17 protein-coding genes are annotated in these 19,293 nt (G+C 59.6%); 9 read left to right on the forward strand and 8 right to left on the reverse strand.

Going from position 1 to position 19,293, the window contains the following annotated elements; translation table 11 throughout:
* Window positions 1–23 precede the first annotated feature (23 nt).
* Complete coding sequence (locus tag KW837_RS25555) at window positions 24–887, forward strand: class I SAM-dependent methyltransferase (protein ID WP_218398963.1); 864 nt, start codon at window positions 24–26, stop codon at window positions 885–887.
* Window positions 888–939: 52 nt separating this feature from the next.
* The gene (locus KW837_RS25560; RefSeq protein WP_218398964.1) at window positions 940–1,149 is read left to right on the forward strand and encodes a hypothetical protein; all 210 of its coding nucleotides are present in this window, start codon (window positions 940–942) and stop codon (window positions 1,147–1,149) included.
* A 60-nt stretch (window positions 1,150–1,209) separates the two neighbouring features.
* Here the strand turns inward: KW837_RS25560 and treR are convergent, their stop codons facing one another.
* Window positions 1,210–1,914: a trehalose operon repressor gene (gene treR / locus KW837_RS25565; protein ID WP_019647781.1), complete on the reverse strand. Its 705-nt coding sequence runs from the start codon at window positions 1,912–1,914 to the stop codon at window positions 1,210–1,212.
* A 237-nt stretch (window positions 1,915–2,151) separates the two neighbouring features.
* On the opposite strand from treR, the gene treP reads away from it, so the two are divergent.
* The 5 genes from treP (at window position 2,152) to KW837_RS25590 (ending at window position 9,569) form a co-directional block, all read left to right on the forward strand.
* Window positions 2,152–3,594 (forward strand): PTS system trehalose-specific EIIBC component, encoded by a 1,443-nt coding sequence (gene treP, locus KW837_RS25570; protein ID WP_218398965.1) that lies wholly within the window; start codon window positions 2,152–2,154, stop codon window positions 3,592–3,594.
* A 117-nt stretch (window positions 3,595–3,711) separates the two neighbouring features.
* Window positions 3,712–5,361 carry an alpha,alpha-phosphotrehalase gene (treC, locus tag KW837_RS25575; protein WP_218398966.1) on the forward strand — a complete coding sequence of 550 codons (1,650 nt, stop codon included), beginning with the start codon at window positions 3,712–3,714 and terminating at the stop codon, window positions 5,359–5,361.
* A 94-nt stretch (window positions 5,362–5,455) separates the two neighbouring features.
* Window positions 5,456–6,679 (forward strand): carbohydrate porin, encoded by a 1,224-nt coding sequence (locus tag KW837_RS25580; protein WP_218398967.1) that lies wholly within the window; start codon window positions 5,456–5,458, stop codon window positions 6,677–6,679.
* 62 nt (window positions 6,680–6,741) lie between these two features.
* Entirely contained in the window at window positions 6,742–9,276 is a 2,535-nt protein-coding gene (gene ptsP, locus KW837_RS25585; RefSeq protein ID WP_218398968.1) for a phosphoenolpyruvate--protein phosphotransferase, read from the forward strand.
* A 2-nt stretch (window positions 9,277–9,278) separates the two neighbouring features.
* The gene (locus KW837_RS25590) at window positions 9,279–9,569 is read left to right on the forward strand and encodes a PTS transporter subunit EIIB (protein WP_218398969.1); all 291 of its coding nucleotides are present in this window, start codon (window positions 9,279–9,281) and stop codon (window positions 9,567–9,569) included.
* A 273-nt stretch (window positions 9,570–9,842) separates the two neighbouring features.
* Here the strand turns inward: KW837_RS25590 and KW837_RS25595 are convergent, their stop codons facing one another.
* Window positions 9,843–10,166 (reverse strand): hypothetical protein, encoded by a 324-nt coding sequence (locus KW837_RS25595; protein ID WP_218398970.1) that lies wholly within the window; start codon window positions 10,164–10,166, stop codon window positions 9,843–9,845.
* 866 nt (window positions 10,167–11,032) lie between these two features.
* Here KW837_RS25595 and KW837_RS25600 point away from each other — a divergent pair.
* Both KW837_RS25600 and tadA read left to right on the forward strand, forming a co-directional pair.
* Window positions 11,033–12,409 (forward strand): multicopper oxidase family protein, encoded by a 1,377-nt coding sequence (locus KW837_RS25600; protein ID WP_218398971.1) that lies wholly within the window; start codon window positions 11,033–11,035, stop codon window positions 12,407–12,409.
* On the forward strand, window positions 12,409–12,906 hold the full coding sequence (tadA, locus tag KW837_RS25605) for a tRNA adenosine(34) deaminase TadA (RefSeq protein ID WP_192345563.1): 498 nt from the start codon (window positions 12,409–12,411) through the stop codon (window positions 12,904–12,906). Before KW837_RS25600 ends, tadA begins: the two co-directional genes overlap by 1 nt.
* 135 nt (window positions 12,907–13,041) lie before the next feature.
* Here the strand turns inward: tadA and cmoB are convergent, their stop codons facing one another.
* From cmoB to lon, 6 genes are all read right to left on the reverse strand, one after another.
* Window positions 13,042–13,998, reverse strand: a complete 957-nt coding sequence (gene cmoB / locus KW837_RS25610; RefSeq protein WP_123500586.1) for a tRNA 5-methoxyuridine(34)/uridine 5-oxyacetic acid(34) synthase CmoB — start codon at window positions 13,996–13,998, stop codon at window positions 13,042–13,044.
* Window positions 13,995–14,774, reverse strand: a complete 780-nt coding sequence (cmoA, locus tag KW837_RS25615) for a carboxy-S-adenosyl-L-methionine synthase CmoA (protein ID WP_218398972.1) — start codon at window positions 14,772–14,774, stop codon at window positions 13,995–13,997. Before cmoA ends, cmoB begins: the two co-directional genes overlap by 4 nt.
* Window positions 14,775–14,934: 160 nt before the next feature.
* Window positions 14,935–15,420, reverse strand: a complete 486-nt coding sequence (locus tag KW837_RS25620; protein ID WP_218398973.1) for a hypothetical protein — start codon at window positions 15,418–15,420, stop codon at window positions 14,935–14,937.
* A 149-nt stretch (window positions 15,421–15,569) separates the two neighbouring features.
* On the reverse strand, window positions 15,570–16,202 hold the full coding sequence (locus tag KW837_RS25625; protein WP_218398974.1) for a lysoplasmalogenase: 633 nt from the start codon (window positions 16,200–16,202) through the stop codon (window positions 15,570–15,572).
* Between the two features lie 2 nt (window positions 16,203–16,204).
* The gene (locus KW837_RS25630) at window positions 16,205–16,597 is read right to left on the reverse strand and encodes a protease inhibitor I42 family protein (RefSeq protein WP_218398975.1); all 393 of its coding nucleotides are present in this window, start codon (window positions 16,595–16,597) and stop codon (window positions 16,205–16,207) included.
* 217 nt (window positions 16,598–16,814) lie between these two features.
* Window positions 16,815–19,232, reverse strand: a complete 2,418-nt coding sequence (lon, locus tag KW837_RS25635; RefSeq protein ID WP_218398976.1) for an endopeptidase La — start codon at window positions 19,230–19,232, stop codon at window positions 16,815–16,817.
* Window positions 19,233–19,293: the final 61 nt, after the last annotated feature.

Genomic DNA, 19,293 nt, shown 5'->3' on the forward strand with positions numbered 1-19,293 from the left:
GAATCAAAACGAGGAGATGTATCATGACAGAGCAAAATGCCTATCAGGTCGCCGACTGGAATGGCCAAAGCGGAGAGTACTGGGTCGCCAACCAGGCCCGGCTCGACGCCATGTTTGCGGTGTTCGGCCAGGCCGCGATCGAAGCCGCCGCGCCCACGACGGGTGAGCGCGTGCTGGACGTCGGCTGCGGCGCGGGGGCGTCGAGTCTGGCTCTGGCCGCCCGCGTCGGCGCGGGCGGCCATGTGCTGGGCGTGGACATATCCGAACCGCTGATCGGCCGAGCGTGCGCGCTTGCGCCACAGGACACGCCGGCCCGGTTCCGGGTAGCCGACGCCAGCAGCGCCGAGCTGCCCGAGGGCGCGTTCGACATCCTGTTCTCGCGTTTCGGAGTGATGTTCTTCGACGATCCGACAGGGGCGTTCGCCCATATGCGACGCGCGCTCCGGCCGGGCGGGCGGGTCGCTTTCGTCTGCTGGCGCGGCGTGGCCGAGAACGATTGGGTGCGCCTGCCGATGGGCGCGATCAAGGGCATCGTCCCGCCGACCGCACCGCCCGATCCCGAAGCACCCGGCCCATTCTCGTTCGGCGATCGGGGGCGCGTGGCACGCATCCTGACAGCGGCCGGCTTCACCGATATCGCTATCGCGCCCTTCGATGCTTCTATCCCGTTCGGCGAGGGCGGGACGCGGGACGCGGCGATCGACGACGCGGTGAAGATGGCGTTCGAGGGCGGCCCGCTGTCGCTTGTGCTCGCGGATCAGCCCGACGACATCCGCGCCCGTGCCTGGGCCGCGGTTCGTGCCGCCTTCGCGGGCTTCCCCGGCGAGCGGTCGGTGATGATCGACGGCGCGGCGTGGATCGTCATGGCACGCAATCCGGCAAGCTGACAGGGATTAAAGGGGAAATGCCCCCGCTCGGAAGCTTGTCACGCCGACGGACATGAAGGACAAGTCGACCTTCCGCTATTTCCATTCTGTGGCCACTGCCCGCGTCGATCATGCAACGTCGAAGGACAAGGAGATCGCCCAAAATGTGTTGCGTCAGCTCGATGCATTACCTCCTTGCGCGGATACGGCATTTCACGCCTACTGCAAAGGGCACAATGGCAGGCAGGAGCAGGCGGGAAATTTCGAGCGATCTCGACTGTAACTGATCGTCCCTAACACCTGAAAGGCCCCGTGAACGCGAGTTCACGGGGCCTTTTGCGTTTCAGCGCCGGGCGACGTCTGAGAAGTAGAACTTATCCAGCGTATGCCGCGACTCGGTGTACTCGAATTGCCGGCCATCCTGCAAAAACGTCTGGTTACTGACCACGATCACATGGCTCTGGCCGTCGAGATCCAGGTGTTGCTGGTCATCTTTGCTACGGGGCACCGCTTCGATGGTGCGCTGGGCGTAGGCGATTTGCAGTTGCAGGGTCTGCTCGATGAAGGCGTAGATCGAATGCTCGGCGATGTCGCGGGACAGACCGGGAATCACGTCGCTGACGAAATGGTTGATGTCGAGGATCACCCGTTTGCCATCAATCCGCCGCACGCGTTTGATCCGCGTGATCAGGCTGCCTTCTTCGGCCTTGATGTGTTCGAGCAGTGGGCCTTCGAGGGGGATCTGGGTGAATTCGACCACCTCGGTGCTGACGTCATTGCCCAGTCGAGGGTAGGTTTCCTGGAAGCTGACGATACCGCCGAGCTGGAATTCGATCGGGTTGGTCGACAGCACGAAGGTGCCTTTGCCGTGGACTTTCTGGGCGAAACCACGTTCCTGCAATTGCTCGATGGCCTTGCGCACGGTGCCGCGGCTGGCCTGGTAGCTGTCCATCAGTTCGGTTTCGGACGGCAATCGGGCGCCGCGTTCCAGACGTTCGGTCGTGATGCTGGCAAGCAGATCGCTGTAGATCTGGTTGTATTTACTCATGGGGATGGCTCTGTGCCGCGCTGTGCTCAAGGTTTTGAACCTTAAGGGCAGGGTAGGGGTTTGTCCATGCGGGTTTAGGTTTCTTTGACTTTTGAGGTAGGAAATATCGCCGCTTGTCGGGTTCAGGATAAACAAAACCAAACTCGTCTGTACGAGTTGTTGCAATAACTCGTACAGACGAGTACTTTTCGCTTCGGCGTGCTGCCAATAACAAAAAACTACAGTGGAAGAACAAGCATGAGCCACGACTATCCGAATATCGTCACTGAGCTGCTGCACAGCCTCGGCGGCAGCGATAACCTCGAGCAGGCCGCGCATTGCGTCACACGGCTGCGCCTGGCCCTCAAGGACCCGAGCCTGGTCAATAGCGCCACGCTGAACCAGATCGATCTGGTCAAAGGTTCGTTCTTTACCGGTGGCCTGTTCCAGGTGGTGATCGGCCCCGGCGAAGTGGAAAAGGTCTACGCCGAGCTGCGCCGGCAAACCGGTCTCGCCGCCTCGACCATCGCCGACGTCAAACAGAAAAGCGCCGACAAGATCCACCCGATGCAGCGATTGGTGCGGGTGTTTTCCGACGTGTTCATGCCGATCCTTCCGGCGCTGATCATTGCCGGCCTGCTGATGGGCATCAACAACCTGATTGGCGCCAAGGGCATGTTCATCGAGGGCAAGACCCTGCTGGACGCCTACCCCAAGCTTGACGGGCTTTGGAGCCTGATCAACCTGATGGCCAACACCTCGTTCGTGTTTCTCCCTGCGTTGGTGGGCTGGTCGGCGGCCAAGCGCTTTGGCGGCAGCGAAATCCTTGGCATCGTGCTCGGCCTGATGCTGGTGCACCCGGATCTGCTCAATGCCTGGAACTACGGCAAAGCGGTGGCTGGGCTTGAGGGGCAGAGCCTGCCGTACTTCGACATCCTTGGTATGTTTCAGATCGAGAAGGTCGGTTATCAGGGGCAAATCCTGCCGATCCTGATGGCGGCCTATGTGATGAGCGTCATCGAAAAGTGGCTGCGGGCGCGGGTGCCTAATGCGGTGCAATTGCTGGTAGTGCCGATCACCACCATTGTCGTCACCGGTGTGCTGGCGCTGGCAGTGATTGGTCCGGTGACCCGCCATCTGGGGATTCTCATCACCGAAGGCGTGGTGACCCTGTTCGACCTGGCGCCCATGGTTGGCGGCGCGATTTTCGGCCTGCTCTACGCACCGCTGGTGATCACCGGCATGCACCACATGTTTCTCGCGGTCGATTTGCAACTGATCTCGACCCAGGGGGGCACCTTCATCTGGCCGATGATCGTCATGTCCAACCTCGCCCAGGGCAGCGCGGCACTGGCGGTGTTCTATATGACCCGCAGTGTGCGGGACAAAAGCATGGCCTCGACTTCAGCGATTTCCGCTTACTTCGGCATCACCGAGCCGGCCATGTTCGGGGTCAACCTGCGCTACAAATTTCCGTTCTATGCGGCCCTGATCGGCTCGGCGCTGGGCAGCATTTTCCTGTCGCTGAACAAGGTCCAGGCTTCGGCGATCGGCGTTGGCGGGTTGCCCGGTTTCATCTCGATCATCCCCCAGTTCATTCCGATGTTCGTGGTCGGGATGGTGATTGCCATGGTCGTGCCGTTTGTTCTGACCTGCGGGTTGAGCATGAGGATTGTCCGGCCCGGGTATCGGGTTGCCTGACAGATCGCATTCGCGAGCAAGCCCGCTCCCACAGTTGACCGCATTCCAATGTGGGAGCGGGCTTGCCCGCGAAGAGGCCCCCAAGGCCAGTACAAAACTTACTGAAGGAATCCCGCCATGCAAGACTGGCAACGTTCGGTGATCTACCAGATCTACCCGAAGAGTTTTCACAGCCACGCCGGCAACCCCACGGGTGATTTGCTCGGCGTCGTGGCCAAGCTCGATTACCTGCACTGGTTGGGTGTCGATTGCCTGTGGATCACGCCGTTCCTGCGTTCGCCCCAGCGCGACAACGGTTATGACATCAGCGACTACTACGCCATCGATCCAAGCTACGGGACCATGGCCGACTGCGAGTTGCTGATCGCCGAGGCCGGCAAGCGCGGGATCAAATTGATGCTCGACATCGTGGTCAATCACACCTCGATCGAACACACCTGGTTTCAGCAGGCCCGCAGCAGCCTCGATAACCCTTACCGCGATTTCTACATCTGGCGCGACCAGCCGAACAATTGGGAATCCAAGTTCGGCGGTTCGGCCTGGGAGTACGAGGCCCAGACCGGTCAGTACTACCTGCACCTGTTCGACCACACGCAGGCCGACCTGAACTGGGACAACCCCCAGGTGCGTGCCGAAGTGTTCAAGATGATGCGTTTCTGGCGCGACAAAGGCGTGGGCGGTTTCCGTCTGGACGTGATCAACCTGATCTCCAAACCGGCGGACTTCCCCGAGGACAACAGCGACGGTCGGCGCTTCTACACCGACGGCCCGAACGTCCACGAATACCTGCAGCAGATGCACCGTGAAGTGTTCGAAGGCCATGACCTGATCAACGTCGGCGAGATGTCGTCCACCAGTCTGGAACACTGCATTCGCTATTCGCGGCCGGAGTCGAAAGAGCTGTCGATGACTTTCAATTTCCATCACTTGAAAGTTGATTACCCGAACCTGCAGAAGTGGGTTCGCGCCGATTTCGACTTCCTCGCACTCAAGCGCATTCTCTCCGACTGGCAGACCGGCATGCAGGCCGGCGGCGGCTGGAACGCGCTGTTCTGGTGTAACCACGACCAGCCGCGTGTGGTCTCACGTTTTGGTCACGACGGTGAGCATCGGGTGGTGTCGGCGAAGATGCTCGGCACGGCGCTGCATTTCCTGCAGGGCACGCCGTTCGTGTATCAAGGCGAAGAACTGGGCATGACCAATCCGGGGTTCGATCACATCGATCAGTACCGCGACGTCGAAACCCTGAACATCTTCCGGCTCAAGCGTGAAGCCGGTAGCAGCGACGTCGACAACATGGCGGCGATCATGCAGAAGTCCCGGGACAATGGCCGCACGCCGATGCACTGGAGCCCCGAGCCAAATGCCGGTTTCAGCACGGTCGAACCCTGGATCGGCGTGCCGGCCAACGTGGCGCAAATTAACGTCGCCCACCAACTCGACGATCCGGATTCGGTGCTGCATCACTATCGACAGTTGATTGCGCTGCGTCGCAGTGAAACGTTGATGTCCGACGGCGTGTATCGGCAGTTATTGCCTGAGCACACGAAAATCTGGGCGTATGTGCGTGAAGGCCATGGCGAGCGTTTGCTGGTGCTGAACAACTTCTATGGCGCGCCGTGCGAAGTCGAGCTGCCGCCAGAAGTGATCAACGAATCGATGGTGCAATCTCTGGTCATCAGCAACTACCCGGACTGCCCGCCGCGCAATCGGCAGGTGTTTCTACGGCCCTATGAGTCGTTCGTTCTGCGCCTGACTGACCACTAAAAAACACTAATTAAAAAAACACGCAGAACACTGCGCGGGGGAGTTTTGCGCGCTGATTTTGCTGCTTCGCACAATAAAAATAATGAGGTGGTTCTTGAAAACAACAATAAATCGCAGCCTTGTAGCGGCGGGCGTGTGTCTGGCATTACCGTTATCGGCCCATGCGCTGGAGTTCGCCGGCTATGTGCGTAGCGGTGTCGGCACCTCGGTCAACAGCAGTTCGCAGTCATGTTTTCAATTGCCGGGTGCGCAGTCGAAATACCGCCTCGGCAACGAATGCGAACAGTATGCGGAGCTGGAGTTGCGTCAGGATCTGTTCACGCTGGACGACGGCTCGGTGCTCAGTGTCGACGGCATGGCCTCGCTGTATAACCAGTACGACCGCAGCCTGACGTTCAACGGCGACAACGGCTCGGTGCGCATGCCGCAGTTGTATGCGCAATGGTCGAACATGCCCAGCCTCAATGGCGGTTCACTGTGGGCCGGTCGGCGTTACTACAAACGGAACGATATCCATATTTCCGACTTCTACTACTGGAACCAGAGCGCCACCGGCGGCGGTATCGAAGATGTGCTGATCGGTGATCTGAAGTACAGCTACGCCTTCTCGCGCAAGGACAACCTGTACCAGAAGGACTACATCAACCGTCACGATTTCAACGTCGCCGGCTTCGATACCAATCCCGGCGGTGAGCTGGAATTCGGCCTGAGTTACATCGACAAACCCGACAGCCGCGACGCTCACCGCGGTTGGGCAATTACCACCCAGCATGTGCAGAAGGGCTTTCTGGGTGGCAAGAATAAACTGGCCTTTCAGTACGGCGAAGGCCCCGGCACCGGGTTGGGCTATACCGGTAACGTGAGGCTGGACGACAGCAGCAAAAGCTACCGGGTGGTGGAGTTCTTCGACTGGCAAGTGACGCCACGTTTCGGCGGGCAGGTCGAAGCGGTCTACCAGAAAGACATTCGCCCGGACGGCGCCGACCAGAACTGGATTTCCCTTGGGATTCGCCCGGCCTATGCGATCACCGAGCAGTTCAAACTGGTGACCGAGTTGGGTCACGATCAGGTTGAAGCCACGGGTGGGACGCGCAAGCTGAGCAAGTTCACCTTCGCCCCGACGTGGTCGCCCAAGGGCCCGGATTTCTGGGCGCGCCCCGAGGTGCGTCTGTATTACACCTATGCCAGCTGGAACGAGGCGGCCAAACGGGCGGCCAATGAACTGGCGGCGGGTTCGGCGTTGTCCGACACCGGCGCCTTCGGCACGGCGCGACACGGTTCGAACGTCGGATTGCAGGTCGAGTATTGGTGGAAATAAGCGATGCTGTCGGAGCCTCGCGCTCCATCAGCACTTCAAAGAACAAAACAGCAGGTGACGTCATGGCCACACCCCAACAATTGCAACTGCTGGCACCCTTGTCCGGCGTGCTGATGCCGCTGGATCAGGTGCCCGATCAGGTGTTTTCCAGTCGCGTGATCGGCGACGGTCTGTGCATCGATCCGACTTCGCAAACCTTGTGCGCACCGCTGGCCGGCGTGATCAGCAATGTGCAGGTCAGTGGGCATGCCGTCAGCATCACCGACGACAATGGCGTGCAGGTGCTGATGCACATCGGCCTCGATACCGTGAACCTGGCCGGCAAGGGTTTCACCCGATTGGTGGAGGAAGGTCAGCGGGTAATAGTGGGGCAGGCACTGATCGAGTTCGATGCCGATTACATCGCCTTGAACGCCCGCAGTTTGTTGACCTTGATGCTGGTGGTCAGCGGTGAGCCGTTCACCTGGCTGGCGCCCGAAACGGGTGTGGTGGAAAGTGGTCAGCCGCTGCTGAGGCTGCGTCCATCCGAAGTGGCGGCCGATGAGGGGATTGCGCAGGAGGGCGAAGCGCTGTTTTCCAAACCGGTGACGCTGCCCAACACCAACGGTTTGCATGCTCGCCCCGCAGCAGTGTTTGCCCAGGCAGCGAAAGGCTTTGCGGCGAGCATTTGCCTGCATAAACAGCAGGACAGCGCGAACGCCAAATCCCTGGTGGCGATCATGGCGTTGCAGACCGCCCATGGTGACGTCCTGCAGGTCAGCGCGGCGGGCGCGGATGCCGAAGTGGCGATCAAGACGCTGGCCGAGTTGTTGGCCGCCGGTTGTGGAGAAGCCGTGACGGTGATGGCAGAGGTTGAGACAGTTGCCGCGCAGGCCTCATCGCTAACGGTGCTGCGCGGCGTCTGTGCATCGCCGGGGTCGGCGTTTGGCCAGGTGGTGCAGATTGCCGAGCAGACCCTGGAGGTGAGCGAGTCAGGCGTCAGCCCTCAGGTTGAGCGCGAACACCTGTCCCGAGCGCTGGCCAAGGCGGTTCTGGCCTTGCAGCAGTTGCGAGACAAGGCCACGGGTGACGCCCAGGCAGACATCTTCAAGGCTCATCAGGAACTGCTCGAAGACCCTGGCCTGCTGGATCAGGCACTGGCACTGATCGATGCAGGCAAAAGCGCCGGTTTCGCCTGGCGTGCGGCCACCGAGTCGACGGCCACCTTGTTCAAAAAACTGGGCAATGCCTTGCTGGCCGAACGGGCAGCGGATTTGGCCGACGTCGGTCAACGGGTACTCAAGCTGATTCTCGGCGTAGAAGATCGTGCAATGGAGTTGCCGGACGGGGCGATTCTGATTGCCGAGCAACTGACGCCCTCCCAAACGGCTGGCCTGGATACGCGCAAGGTGCTCGGGTTCGCCACGGTCGGTGGTGGCGCCACCAGCCACGTGGCGATTCTCGCGCGGGCCTTCGGTTTGCCGGCGATCTGCGGCTTGCCGGTTCAGGTGCTGACACTGATCAATGGCACCCGGGTGTTGCTCGATGCCGACAAGGGCGAACTGCAGCTCGATCCCGAGCTGGCTGCCATTGAGCAGTTGCAAGCCAATCGTCAGCTGCAAAAGAAACGCCAACAATACGAGCTGGAAAATGCAGGACTGGCCGCCTGTACCCGAGATGGGCATCATGTTGAAATCACCGCCAATATCGCGTCCCTGGCCGAAGCCGAACAGGCCATGGCGCTGGGGGGCGAGGGCGTCGGTCTATTGCGTTCGGAGTTTCTTTATCTGGATCGCAACCACGCGCCAAGCCATGACGAACAGGCATCCATCTACAGCGCCATTGCCCGCGCATTGGGGCCAGCGCGTAACCTGGTAGTGCGCACCCTGGATGTCGGCGGTGACAAACCCTTGGCCTATGTGCCGATGGAGCGCGAAACCAACCCGTTCCTGGGCATGCGCGGGATTCGTTTGTGCCTGGAGCGTCCGCAACTGTTGCGTGATCAGTTCAAGGCGATCCTGAGCAGCGCCGGGCTGGCTCGCCTGCACATCATGCTGCCGATGGTCACGCAATTGTCGGAACTGCGGCTGGCTCGCCAACTGCTGGAAGAAGAAGCGCTGGCATTGGGCCTGACTGAACTGCCGAAACTGGGGATCATGATCGAAGTACCCGCTGCGGCGCTGATGGCTGACCTGTTTGCGTCCGAAGTGGATTTCTTCTCCATCGGCACCAACGACCTGACCCAGTACACCCTGGCCATGGACCGTGATCACCCACGGCTGGCCAGTCAGGCTGACAGTTTTCATCCCTCGGTATTGCGCTTGATCGCCACCACCGTGAAAGCCGCCCATGCCCATGGCAAATGGGTCGGGGTGTGCGGCGCCCTGGCTTCGGAAAAACTGGCGGTGCCGCTGTTGCTGGGGCTTGGGGTGGATGAGTTGTCGGTGAGCGTGCCGTTGATTCCAGCGATCAAAGCGGCGGTTCGCGAAGTGGACCTGCTGGACTGCCAAGCCATCGCCCAGCAAGTGCTGGGGCTGGAGAGTGCCGAGCAAGTGCGCGAGGCATTGCGGCTGCACCATGAGGCGACGGTCGATACTTCACTGATTCTGGAGAACTGAGCATGTTCGAGAAAATGCAGCGGGCGTTTTGGAAAGCGTTGACGCCGGACCTGGTAGTGGATGAGCCGAAAGTGGAGGCTCAGCCGGTTGGCGGTTTGGCCGCGAATATCGTCGCCGCGCTTGGCGGAATGGATAATCTCAAATCGCAACAGCCAGTGGCGCTGACCCGTGTGCGGGTGGAATTGCGGGATGTGGCGCGGATGGACCGGCAGGCTTTGACGGTGGCAGGGGTGCCGGGGGTGATGATGCTGGAGGATGGAGTGGTTCATCTGATCGCCGGTCTGCAGCCATAACCGGACCTTTGTGGTGAGGGGGCTTGTCGGACCGCCGCATCGCCCCGCTGGGTCGCAACGCGGCCCCTCTTCCGACGCAGCCCCCGTAGGAGCTGCCGAAGGCTGCGATCTTTTGATCTTGCCCTTGTGGCGAGGGGGCTCGCCCCCGTTCGACTGCGCAGCAGTCGCCAAACCAAACACCGCGGTATGTCTGACAAAACCGGATTGCTGGTTTTGGGGCTGCTGCGCAACCCAACGGGGGCAAGCCCCCTCGCCACAAAAAGCCGCGCGACGCTACTCCGAAGGCCGAGCCCGCAACCGCCGCCCAATCACATCCAGCACATCACAGCCATCGCGCAACGGAATGGCGCAAAGCAAGGCAAAGTCGCTGAGAATGAAGGATTCGCACTCGACTGAACCGCGCATCGACATGTTCTCAAGCACCTGAGTGACGGCACGAATTCGATAGCCGGCAGCGTCATACAAAACATCGAGCGGCGCGTGGGTATCGACGAATAGGGTCGGCATGTCGGTGCAGTTGCCGGTGAGTGCCATGAAGCGGTTGTCGGGGTGGGGAATTGGGTTTTCGTAGGGTGGATCGGGGTGAAGACTTTTCATTTTTAAACCTCTGGTAGAAGTGGAGCTACCATCGGCCTTCCTACAGGCTTGGGTGGCAGCTATACGCGGGGTAGGAATATCGAGACCAGAGAACTCGACCACACCGAAGCGTGCCCGCGCACAGCCGCCGCAACTGATCTTACGGACACATGTTGATGGCCGCAATTCAGGTGTCGACGCCAAAGCGTCCTCTCTAGTCTTGAAGGGTTCCTACACCCTGCCACTGAATTTTCAGTGACCACCAGAGACTATCGATGGAACGCATTTCACACCAGTTCATGGAAACTGCTACGAGTTGAAGGAAACTTCCGACGACCTTGCCCAGAAATTTCACCGTCCTGTAAGACTGCCTTCGCGGGCAAGCCTCGCTCCTACGGAATCGAGGCAGACCGCTAAATATGAGAACGACTTTAATCCTGTAGGAGCGAGGCTTGCCCGCGATTGAGCGCGAAGCGGTCATAAAATCTATCTGCCTCAGAGATAACAGGCCTTACCTGGCGCAGAAAATAAGGCGCGGGGACTTTGCGGGGGATCGAGCAGGAAAGAAGTCGGGAAAGGTGGAAATGGATGTAGGGCGATTCGCTGATTGGCGGCGACTAAGTCACGTTCAGCGAAGCGGCCCTAAATTCTGTAATCGCATTGCATCAGGCACATCGCGCGAGCCCCAGAAGATCGCAGCCTTCGGCAGCTCCTACAGGGTGTACGCCGATCAAATGTGAGCTGCCGAAGGCTGCGATCTTTTAAAGGGTTCACCACCGGCTGTGACCATCCGCCGCGCTGCCCTTACTGTTTCTCAACCGCAGGTGTATCGTATTCGCCTTTTGCAGGCTCCGCGCCTGTGGCTGATACGTGAGGTAGTTGAGTTCATGTCCTTTACCCGTCGACAAATACTCGGTGGTCTGGCCGGTCTTGTGGTGGTTGGCGTGGGGGCTGGTGGCGCGTCGCGTTACTGGCTGGGCAAAATGGCCGATGCAGACGCCGGCCATGACTACGAGCTGATCGCCGCACCACTGGACGTCGAACTGGTGGCCGGGCACAAGACCCCGGCCTGGGCGTTTGGCCCGTCGGCGCCGGGCACCGAGTTGCGTGTTCGTCAGGGCGAATGGTTGCGGGTGCGCTTCATCAACCATTTGCCAGTCGCCACCACCATCCACTGGCACGGCATCCGCCTGCCGCTGGAAATGGACGGCGTGCCGTACGTCTCGCAATTGCCGGTGCTGCCGGGCGAGTACTTCGACTACAAATTCCGCGTGCCCGACGCCGGTAGCTACTGGTATCACCCGCACGTGAACAGCAGCGAAGAACTCGGTCGCGGATTGGTCGGCCCGCTGATCATTGAAGAGCGCGAGCCCACCGGTTTCAAATACGAAAAGACCTTGAGCCTCAAGAGCTGGCACGTCGATGAAGAGGGCGCTTTCGTCGCGTTCAGCATTCCTCGCGAAGCGGCCCGTGGCGGCACGGCGGGGGGCTTGTCGACCATCAATGGCGTCTCGCAAGCGGTGATCGACTTGCCTGCCGGGCAGATCACTCGCGTACGGTTGCTCAACCTCGACAATACGCTGACGTACCGCCTCAACATCCCCGGCGTCGAAGCGCAGATCTATGCGCTGGATGGCAATCCCATCGAACCACGCCCATTGGGCAAGGAATACTGGCTGGGGCCTGGCATGCGCATTTGCCTGGCGATCAAGGCACCGCCGGCCGGTGAAGAATTGTCCCTGCGCAACGGCCCGGTACGCCTGGGCACCTTTCGCTCAGTGGCCAATACCGACGCGCCGACCGCGTGGCCGCCGGCGCTGCCCGCCAACCCGGTGGCCGAGCCGGACCTGGCCAATGCCGAGAAACTCAACTTCAATTTTGAATGGGTAGGCTCGGTGTCGGTCAATGTCGAAAACGGCAAGCCGCCAAGCCTGTGGCAGATCAACGGCAAGGCCTGGGACATCACCGACAAGACCTGCGCCGATCGACCGATTGCCAAGCTCGAAAAGGGCAAAAGCTATATTTTCGAATTGAAGAACATGACTCAGTATCAGCACCCGATTCACCTGCACGGCATGAGCTTTAAAGTCATCGCCTCGAACCGGCACAAGGTCATCCCGTACTTCACCGACACCTACCTGTTGGGCAAGAACGAGCGTGCGCAAGTGGCGTTGGTGGCGGATAACCCCGGGGTCTGGATGTTCCACTGCCATGTGATCGACCACATGGAAACCGGCCTGATGGCCGCCATCGAGGTGGCGTGATGCGTCAGATTCGCCCCGCAGCGATTATCGACCGCAGCCGTGATCGTGATTTCATGCGCGAAGCCCTGGCCCTGGCCGCTCAAGGCGCGGCGCTGGGTGAAGTGCCGGTGGGCGCGGTGCTGGTGCAGGACGGTGAAATCATCGGGCGCGGTTTCAATTGCCCGATCAGCGGCAACGACCCCAGTGCCCATGCCGAGATGGTCGCGATCCGCGCTGCCGCCCAGGCCGCCAGCAATTATCGCCTGCCGGGCAGTACGCTCTACGTGACCCTGGAGCCGTGCAGCATGTGCGCCGGGCTGATCGTGCATTCGCGGATTGCGCGGGTGGTGTATGGCGCGCTGGAACCCAAGGCCGGGATTGTGCAGAGCCAGGGTCAGTTCTTTACCCAAGGCTTTTTGAATCACCGGGTGTTGTATGAGGGCGGGGTGTTGGCGGAGGAGTGTGGCGCGGTGTTGAGCGATTTTTTCAAGGCCAGAAGAGCCAAGCCAGCAGACTAAAACACCAATCCAGTGTGGGAGCGGGCTTGCTCGCGAATGCGGTGGGTCAGTCAACATCTGTGTTGAATGTTAGTCCGTATTCGCGAGCAAGCCCGCTCCCACATTTTGATCTCCATGGTGAGGGAGATCGGTGTTTTACTTGCGGGCGACGATCACTGCGCGCATCGGCGCCGGCAGCCCTTCGATGGTTTTGCTGTGATCCTGCGGATCAAGGAAATCGCTCAACGACTGATACTTCATCCACTCCGTCCCGCGTTGTTCCTCGACCGTGGTGACGCTCACATCCACGCAACGCACATCGCTGAAGCCTGCGCGGCGCAGCCACAGTTCCAGCGCCGGCACCGATGGCAGGAACCACACGTTACGCATCTGCGCGTAACGGTCTTCCGGCACCAGCACCTGCTGTTGATCGCCTTCGATCACCAGCGTCTCCAGCACCAGTTCACCGCCCTTGACCAGGCAATCCTTCAGCGCCAGCAAATGCTCGATCGGCGAGCGGCGGTGGTAGAACACGCCCATGGAAAACACGGTGTCGAAGCCTTCCAGGTTGGGAGGGAGATCCTCAAAGGGAAACGGCAAGTGCCAGGCATTGGGCTCGGACAGGTAACGCTGCACGGCCTGGAACTGGCAGAAGAACAGCCAGTTCGGGTCAACACCAATCACACTGTCGGCCCCGGCGCCGAGCATGCGCCACATGTAATAACCGTTGCCGCAGCCGACATCGAGGATGCGTTTGCCTTTCAAATCCAGATGTGGCGCGACTCGCGACCATTTCCAGTCCGAGCGCCATTCGGTGTCGACATGCACGCCGAACAAGTCGAACGGGCCTTTGCGCCAGGGCGATAAACCCATCAGTGCGGTGCGCATTTGTGCGCGGGTCTCAACGTCGCAATCAGTGTCCAGTTTCAAGCCATTCAACAAATCGACTTCGCTCGGTTGAATCTTCGGCAACGCGTCCAGCGCGCTCTGCCAACGTTCCAGGTCGCCGTGACCTTTTTCCATTTTCTTGTCGAGTTGCGCTTGCAGGGTGTTGGCCCATTCGGCCAGCGGAGTACCGGCCAGACGGCGGGCGAGGGGGGACAGATCAATCATGGCAAGGCAATCAACGAGGCAAAGTTAAGACACTGGAACCACGGCACGACTTTCGAGAACCCGGCGGCCAGCAGGCGTTCGCGGTGTTCTTCGAGGCTGTCGGGCTTCATGACGTTTTCGATGGCGCTGCGCTTCTGGGCGATTTCCAGTTCGCTGTAGCCGTTGGCGCGTTTGAAGGCCACGTGCAGGTCGGTGAGCAGCGCGTGTTCTTCGGGGTCGTTGAAGCGCAGCTTCTCCGAGAGAATCAGCGCGCCACCGGGCAACAACGACTGGCGGATGCGCGCGAGCAACGCGGTGCGCTGGTCCGGGGCAATGAATTGCAGGGTGAAGTTCAGCGCCACCACCGAAGCTGGCTGGAATTCCAGGGCAAGGATATCGCCCTCGATCACTTCCACCGGCAGCAACTCCTGGAACATCGAGTCCTGGCCGTTGAGGTACTCACGGCAACGCTCGACCATGGCTGCGGAGTTATCCACAGCGATGACGCGGCAGCCGTCGGTGCGCACGTGACGGCGCAGGGCCTGGGTTACTGCGCCCAACGACGAGCCCAGGTCGTAGAGCACGCTGTTGGGCTGGGCGAACTGCGCGGCAAGCACGCCGAGGTTTTCCACGATGGTCGGATAACCCGGCACCGAGCGCTTGATCATGTCCGGGAACACCCGCACCACGTCCTCGTTAAAGGCGAAGTCAGGCACCTGGGCCAAAGGCTGGGCGAAAAGACGATCGGATTCTTTGCTCACGGCGGTTCCAGCGGCATGGGTGGAAAAGGCTGGCATTTTAGCCAAATTGACGGGGGGATGCGCGGGTTGTCTGATAAAGCGTGGGGAATTTGCGAAGGGAGAAAAATGGGGCCTTGGTTGCAGAGGGCATTTGGAAAAGGCAAATGAATGACCAGGCCGAAAAGCGGGACTTGGTCATTCATTGTCTAGAGCGAGATCATAAAGTACGCATGAAAACGTTGAATTCGGCTTTGCCAACGATATGCAGCTGTTCGGTCCTGCTGTCTTTGCCTTTGAAGTCAAAGGTGATGAGGTAGCGCAATGCCGTGGAGTTGTTCTCGACTACTTCGACTGTAACAGTGCCGCTTTCGGGTTTGTAAGTGTAAAAAGTCGCAAGGTCATCGCTAGCTCCAGATTCATAATAATGTAATGTGTCAAATGGAAAGTTTGAGTCTGTGGGTGAATAGGTGCCGGACTGAATATCCTTGGAATAAATAAAAAACATCCCTTTTTTGGAGTTGTTAAAGCCGTTTTCATAAGAACGACCGATAAAAGCAATCAAGTTGCTGTTAATGTCTTTATCGAACTGGATATTTTGAGTATGAAGCTTTACGCGGCCTGAAACCGTGGCTTCAATATCGCAGTTGACGCTGATAAAGGGATCTAGAGAAAGTGTCGAGTTTTTGCTTTTAAAAAGACTCATGATTTTCTTCCTTGGTTTACGTTCGGGGTTGGATAACGCCACTGAATAGTAAGTAGGCTGGAAAATCTGAGCTACTGTCGAATCTGATAGGTTTTTATAATGTTTCGGGATCACTCGTCGATAATATGGTTATAAAACTGGCTTAGTTGCTATTTGTCTTTATTGAAAGCCGACGCTGTTATACCCCACTGCCCCAGCCAATAGCTGAGAATGATCACGTATGGCGCGGCGGCAAATGGTGATACGAAACGGTTAATGCCAATCACGCTGTCAGAAAACACAAACGCCAGCGCGCCCGCTGCCGCCAGCAGCGCCGAGCGTTTGGGCACGTCGGTGCCGAGTCGGGCCAGGGCGCGCCAGAGCATCGCGCTGATGGCCAGGCCATAAACGATTACCGGGACCAGTAACGGACCCAAACCATTGGAAATCAGAATCCCCAGCAGTACCGCGCCGACGCTCAACGCGAGGATCAACGGCAACAGCGCCAGACGCCGGCAATCGCTCAAATAAGCCTTCAGATACGCCAGATGCGCGACCAAAAACGCCCCAAGGCCAAACACGAACAAATCCCCCGGCCATGCCAGCAACACGTCGCCGATCAGGGAGAAAATCAGCCCCAGGCTGATCCAGCGTCGATAGTCGCTGGGCGGCGCATCATGCAACCAGCCGAGCAGGGCCAGCACCGGCAACGGTTTGACCAGCAAGCACAGCAACGCGGCATGCACGCTGAGGCCATAAAGAAAGGTCACCGCGCCCATCAGCGCCAGAATCAGCCAGCCCACGATCAGTTAACCGCAATGGCGCAGTCGAAGGTTTTCACCGCCGGTACTTCTGGTGCCCATGGTTGTGAATACGTCAGCCGCAACCGACCAGTGCCGGTGGCAAAGGCCTGGAAGCGCCAGGTAGAGAGGCCGGCGCTGCCGACAATCCCGGCGTCTTCCGGGTTGCTATAGACCTCGGGGCTGAGCGCGCGCAACACGCCACCGGCCGAATCCTGGATCGTCCAGCGGTAACCCGTAGTCGGGTTGCTGGGCAGGGTCAGGATCAGGTTTTGCCCGTTGTTCAGTTGCACCGGGCATTCGCTTTGTTTTTCCACGGTCACGTTGTGTTTCGGTTGCGTGGCGCAAGCGCTCAGCAGGGCAAGGGCGAGCGGGATCAACAGGCGGGTGGGGGACATAAGTCAGCGGCTCCGGCATTCACGACGAACGGCGAGCATAACTGAAGATGAGACAAAGTGTGACAATCCGAGAATGGGGGTGTCAGGGCTGACGCCTTCGCGGGCAAGCCTCGCTCCTACGGGGGTTGTGCGTTGTTCGCATTTTTTGTGAACGACGCAAAACACTGTAGGAGCGAGGCTTGCCCGCGAAAGCAATCGCACAGGCACTACATAACTATCAGAACAATATCTTCGCCACATCCGCAAAGCGCTTGGCAAAGTGCACGGTAATCCCTTCCTTCAGATAATCCGGCAGTTCTTCAAAGCTTCCACGATTAGGCTCGGGCAGGATCAACTCGAAAATCTTCTGCCGCCGCGCCGCGATGACTTTCTCACGCACCCCGCCAATCGGCAGGACATGCCCGGTCAGCGTCAGTTCGCCAGTCATGGCCACACCTTTTTTCGGTGGCTGATTGCGGGCCAGGGACAGCAGGGCGCTGGCCATGGTCACGCCGGCGCTCGGGCCGTCTTTCGGCGTGGCGCCTTCCGGTACGTGGAGGTGAACGAAGGCTTCGTCGAAGAACGTTGGATCACCGCCAAATTGCTTCAGATGGGAGCTGACGTAGCTGTAGGCGATTTCTGCCGACTCTTTCATCACTTCCCCCAGTTGCCCGGTGAGTTTGAAGCCACGGTTGAGGGTGTGAATGCGCGTGGCTTCGATCGGCAGGGTCGCGCCGCCCATGCTGGTCCAGGCCAGCCCGGTGATCACGCCGATGCCGGACAGCACTTGTTCGTTGCGGAACACCGGTCGGCCGAGTGAGGCTTCCAGATCTTTCGGCCCGAGCTTGATCACCGCTTTCGGTTCGTCGATCAGCTTCATCACGGCTTTGCGCACCAGTTTGCCCAGGTTTTTTTCCAGCTGGCGCACCCCGGCTTCACGGGCGTAGCCATCGATCAAGGCTTTCAATGCGTTGTCGCTGATGCTCAGGCTACCCTTGGACACGCCGGCTTTCTCAAGCTGTTTCGGCCACAGGTGACGCTTGGCGATCGCGACTTTCTCTTCGGTGATGTAGCCCGACAGGCGAATCACTTCCATCCGGTCCAGCAACGGGCCGGGAATCGAATCCAGAGTGTTGGCGGTGCAGACGAACAGCACTTTCGACAGGTCCAGGCGCAAATCCAGGTAGTGGTCGAGGAATTCGACGTTCTGTTCCGGATCGAGGGTTTCCAGCAGCGCGGAGGCGGGGTCGCCCTGGTAGCTCTGGCCCATTTTGTCGATCTCGTCGAGCATGATCACCGGGTTCATCACTTCGACGTCTTTCAACGCGTGGACGAGTTTGCCCGGTTGCGCGCCGATGTAGGTGCGGCGGTGGCCCTTGATCTCGGCTTCGTCGCGCATGCCGCCGACGCTGAAGCGATAGAACGGCCGGCCCAGGGTTTCGGCGATGGACTTGCCGACGCTGGTCTTGCCCACGCCCGGCGGGCCCACCAGCAACACGATAGAGCCGCTGATCTCGCCTTTATAGGCACCGACCGCGAGAAATTCGAGGATGCGGTCCTTGATGTCATCAAGGCCGGCGTGGTGTTTGTCCAACACCTTGCGCGCGTGTTTGAGGTCGAGTTTGTCCTCGCCGTACACGCCCCACGGCACTGAGGTCGCCCAGTCGAGGTAGTTGCGGGTCACCGCGTATTCCGGTGAACCGGTCTCGAGGACCGACAGCTTGTTCATTTCCTCTTCAATGCGTTTCTGCGCCTGAGGCGGCAACACCTTGCCCGTCAGACGTTGCTCGAACTGCTCGATGTCGGCGCTGCGATCATCCTTGGTCAGCCCCAGTTCTTGCTGGATGACCTTGAGTTGTTCCTTGAGAAAGAACTCGCGCTGATGCTCGCCGATCTTGCGGTTCACTTCGGCGGAGATTTCTTTCTGCAGGCGCGCGACTTCGACTTCCTTGCGCAGCATCGGCAGGACTTTTTCCATGCGCTTGAGCATCGGCACGCAGTCGAGCACTTCTTGCAGCTCGCTGCCAGTGGCCGAGGTCAGGGCGGCGGCGAAGTCGGTCAGCGGTGACGGGTCGTTGGGGCTGAAGCGGTTGAGGTAGTTCTTCAGCTCTTCGCTGTACAGGGGGTTGAGCGGCAGCAGTTCCTTGATCGCGTTGATCAGCGCCATGCCGTAGGCCTTGACCTCATCAGTCGGCTCAGTGGGCTGGTGCGGGTATTCGACTTCCACCAGGTACGGTGGGCGATGGTGTTTGAGCCAAGCTTTGATGCGCACCCGGCTCAGACCTTGGGCGACGAATTGCAGTTTGCCGTTTTCGCGACTGGCGTGGTGGACTTTGACCAGGGTGCCGTATTCCGGCAGGGCTTTGGTGTCGAAGTGGCGCGGGTCTTCCTGGGGAGTGTCCATGAAGAACAGGGCCAGGGAATGGTGGTCGGATTGGCTGACCAGTTCGAGGGTTTCGGCCCACGGTTCTTCGTTGACGATCACCGGCAATACTTGCGCCGGGAAGAAAGGCCGGTTGTGGATCGGGATGATGTAGACCTTGTCCGGCAGGTTCTGGCCAGGCAGGGCGAGGCCTTTACCGGTGGAGTGGTGTTCGACGTTGTCTGTTTCGGTGTATTCGCTCGTGTCTTCGGGGAATTCTTGCTGGTCGGTCATGGGGCACCTGCGCAATAGGGTATGGGTCTTAGATGGGGCAGGTGGGGGGTGGTTTCAATGG

It is taken from the genome of Pseudomonas sp. PDM24 (genome assembly GCF_019218905.1).
GTDB lineage: Bacteria > Pseudomonadota > Gammaproteobacteria > Pseudomonadales > Pseudomonadaceae > Aquipseudomonas.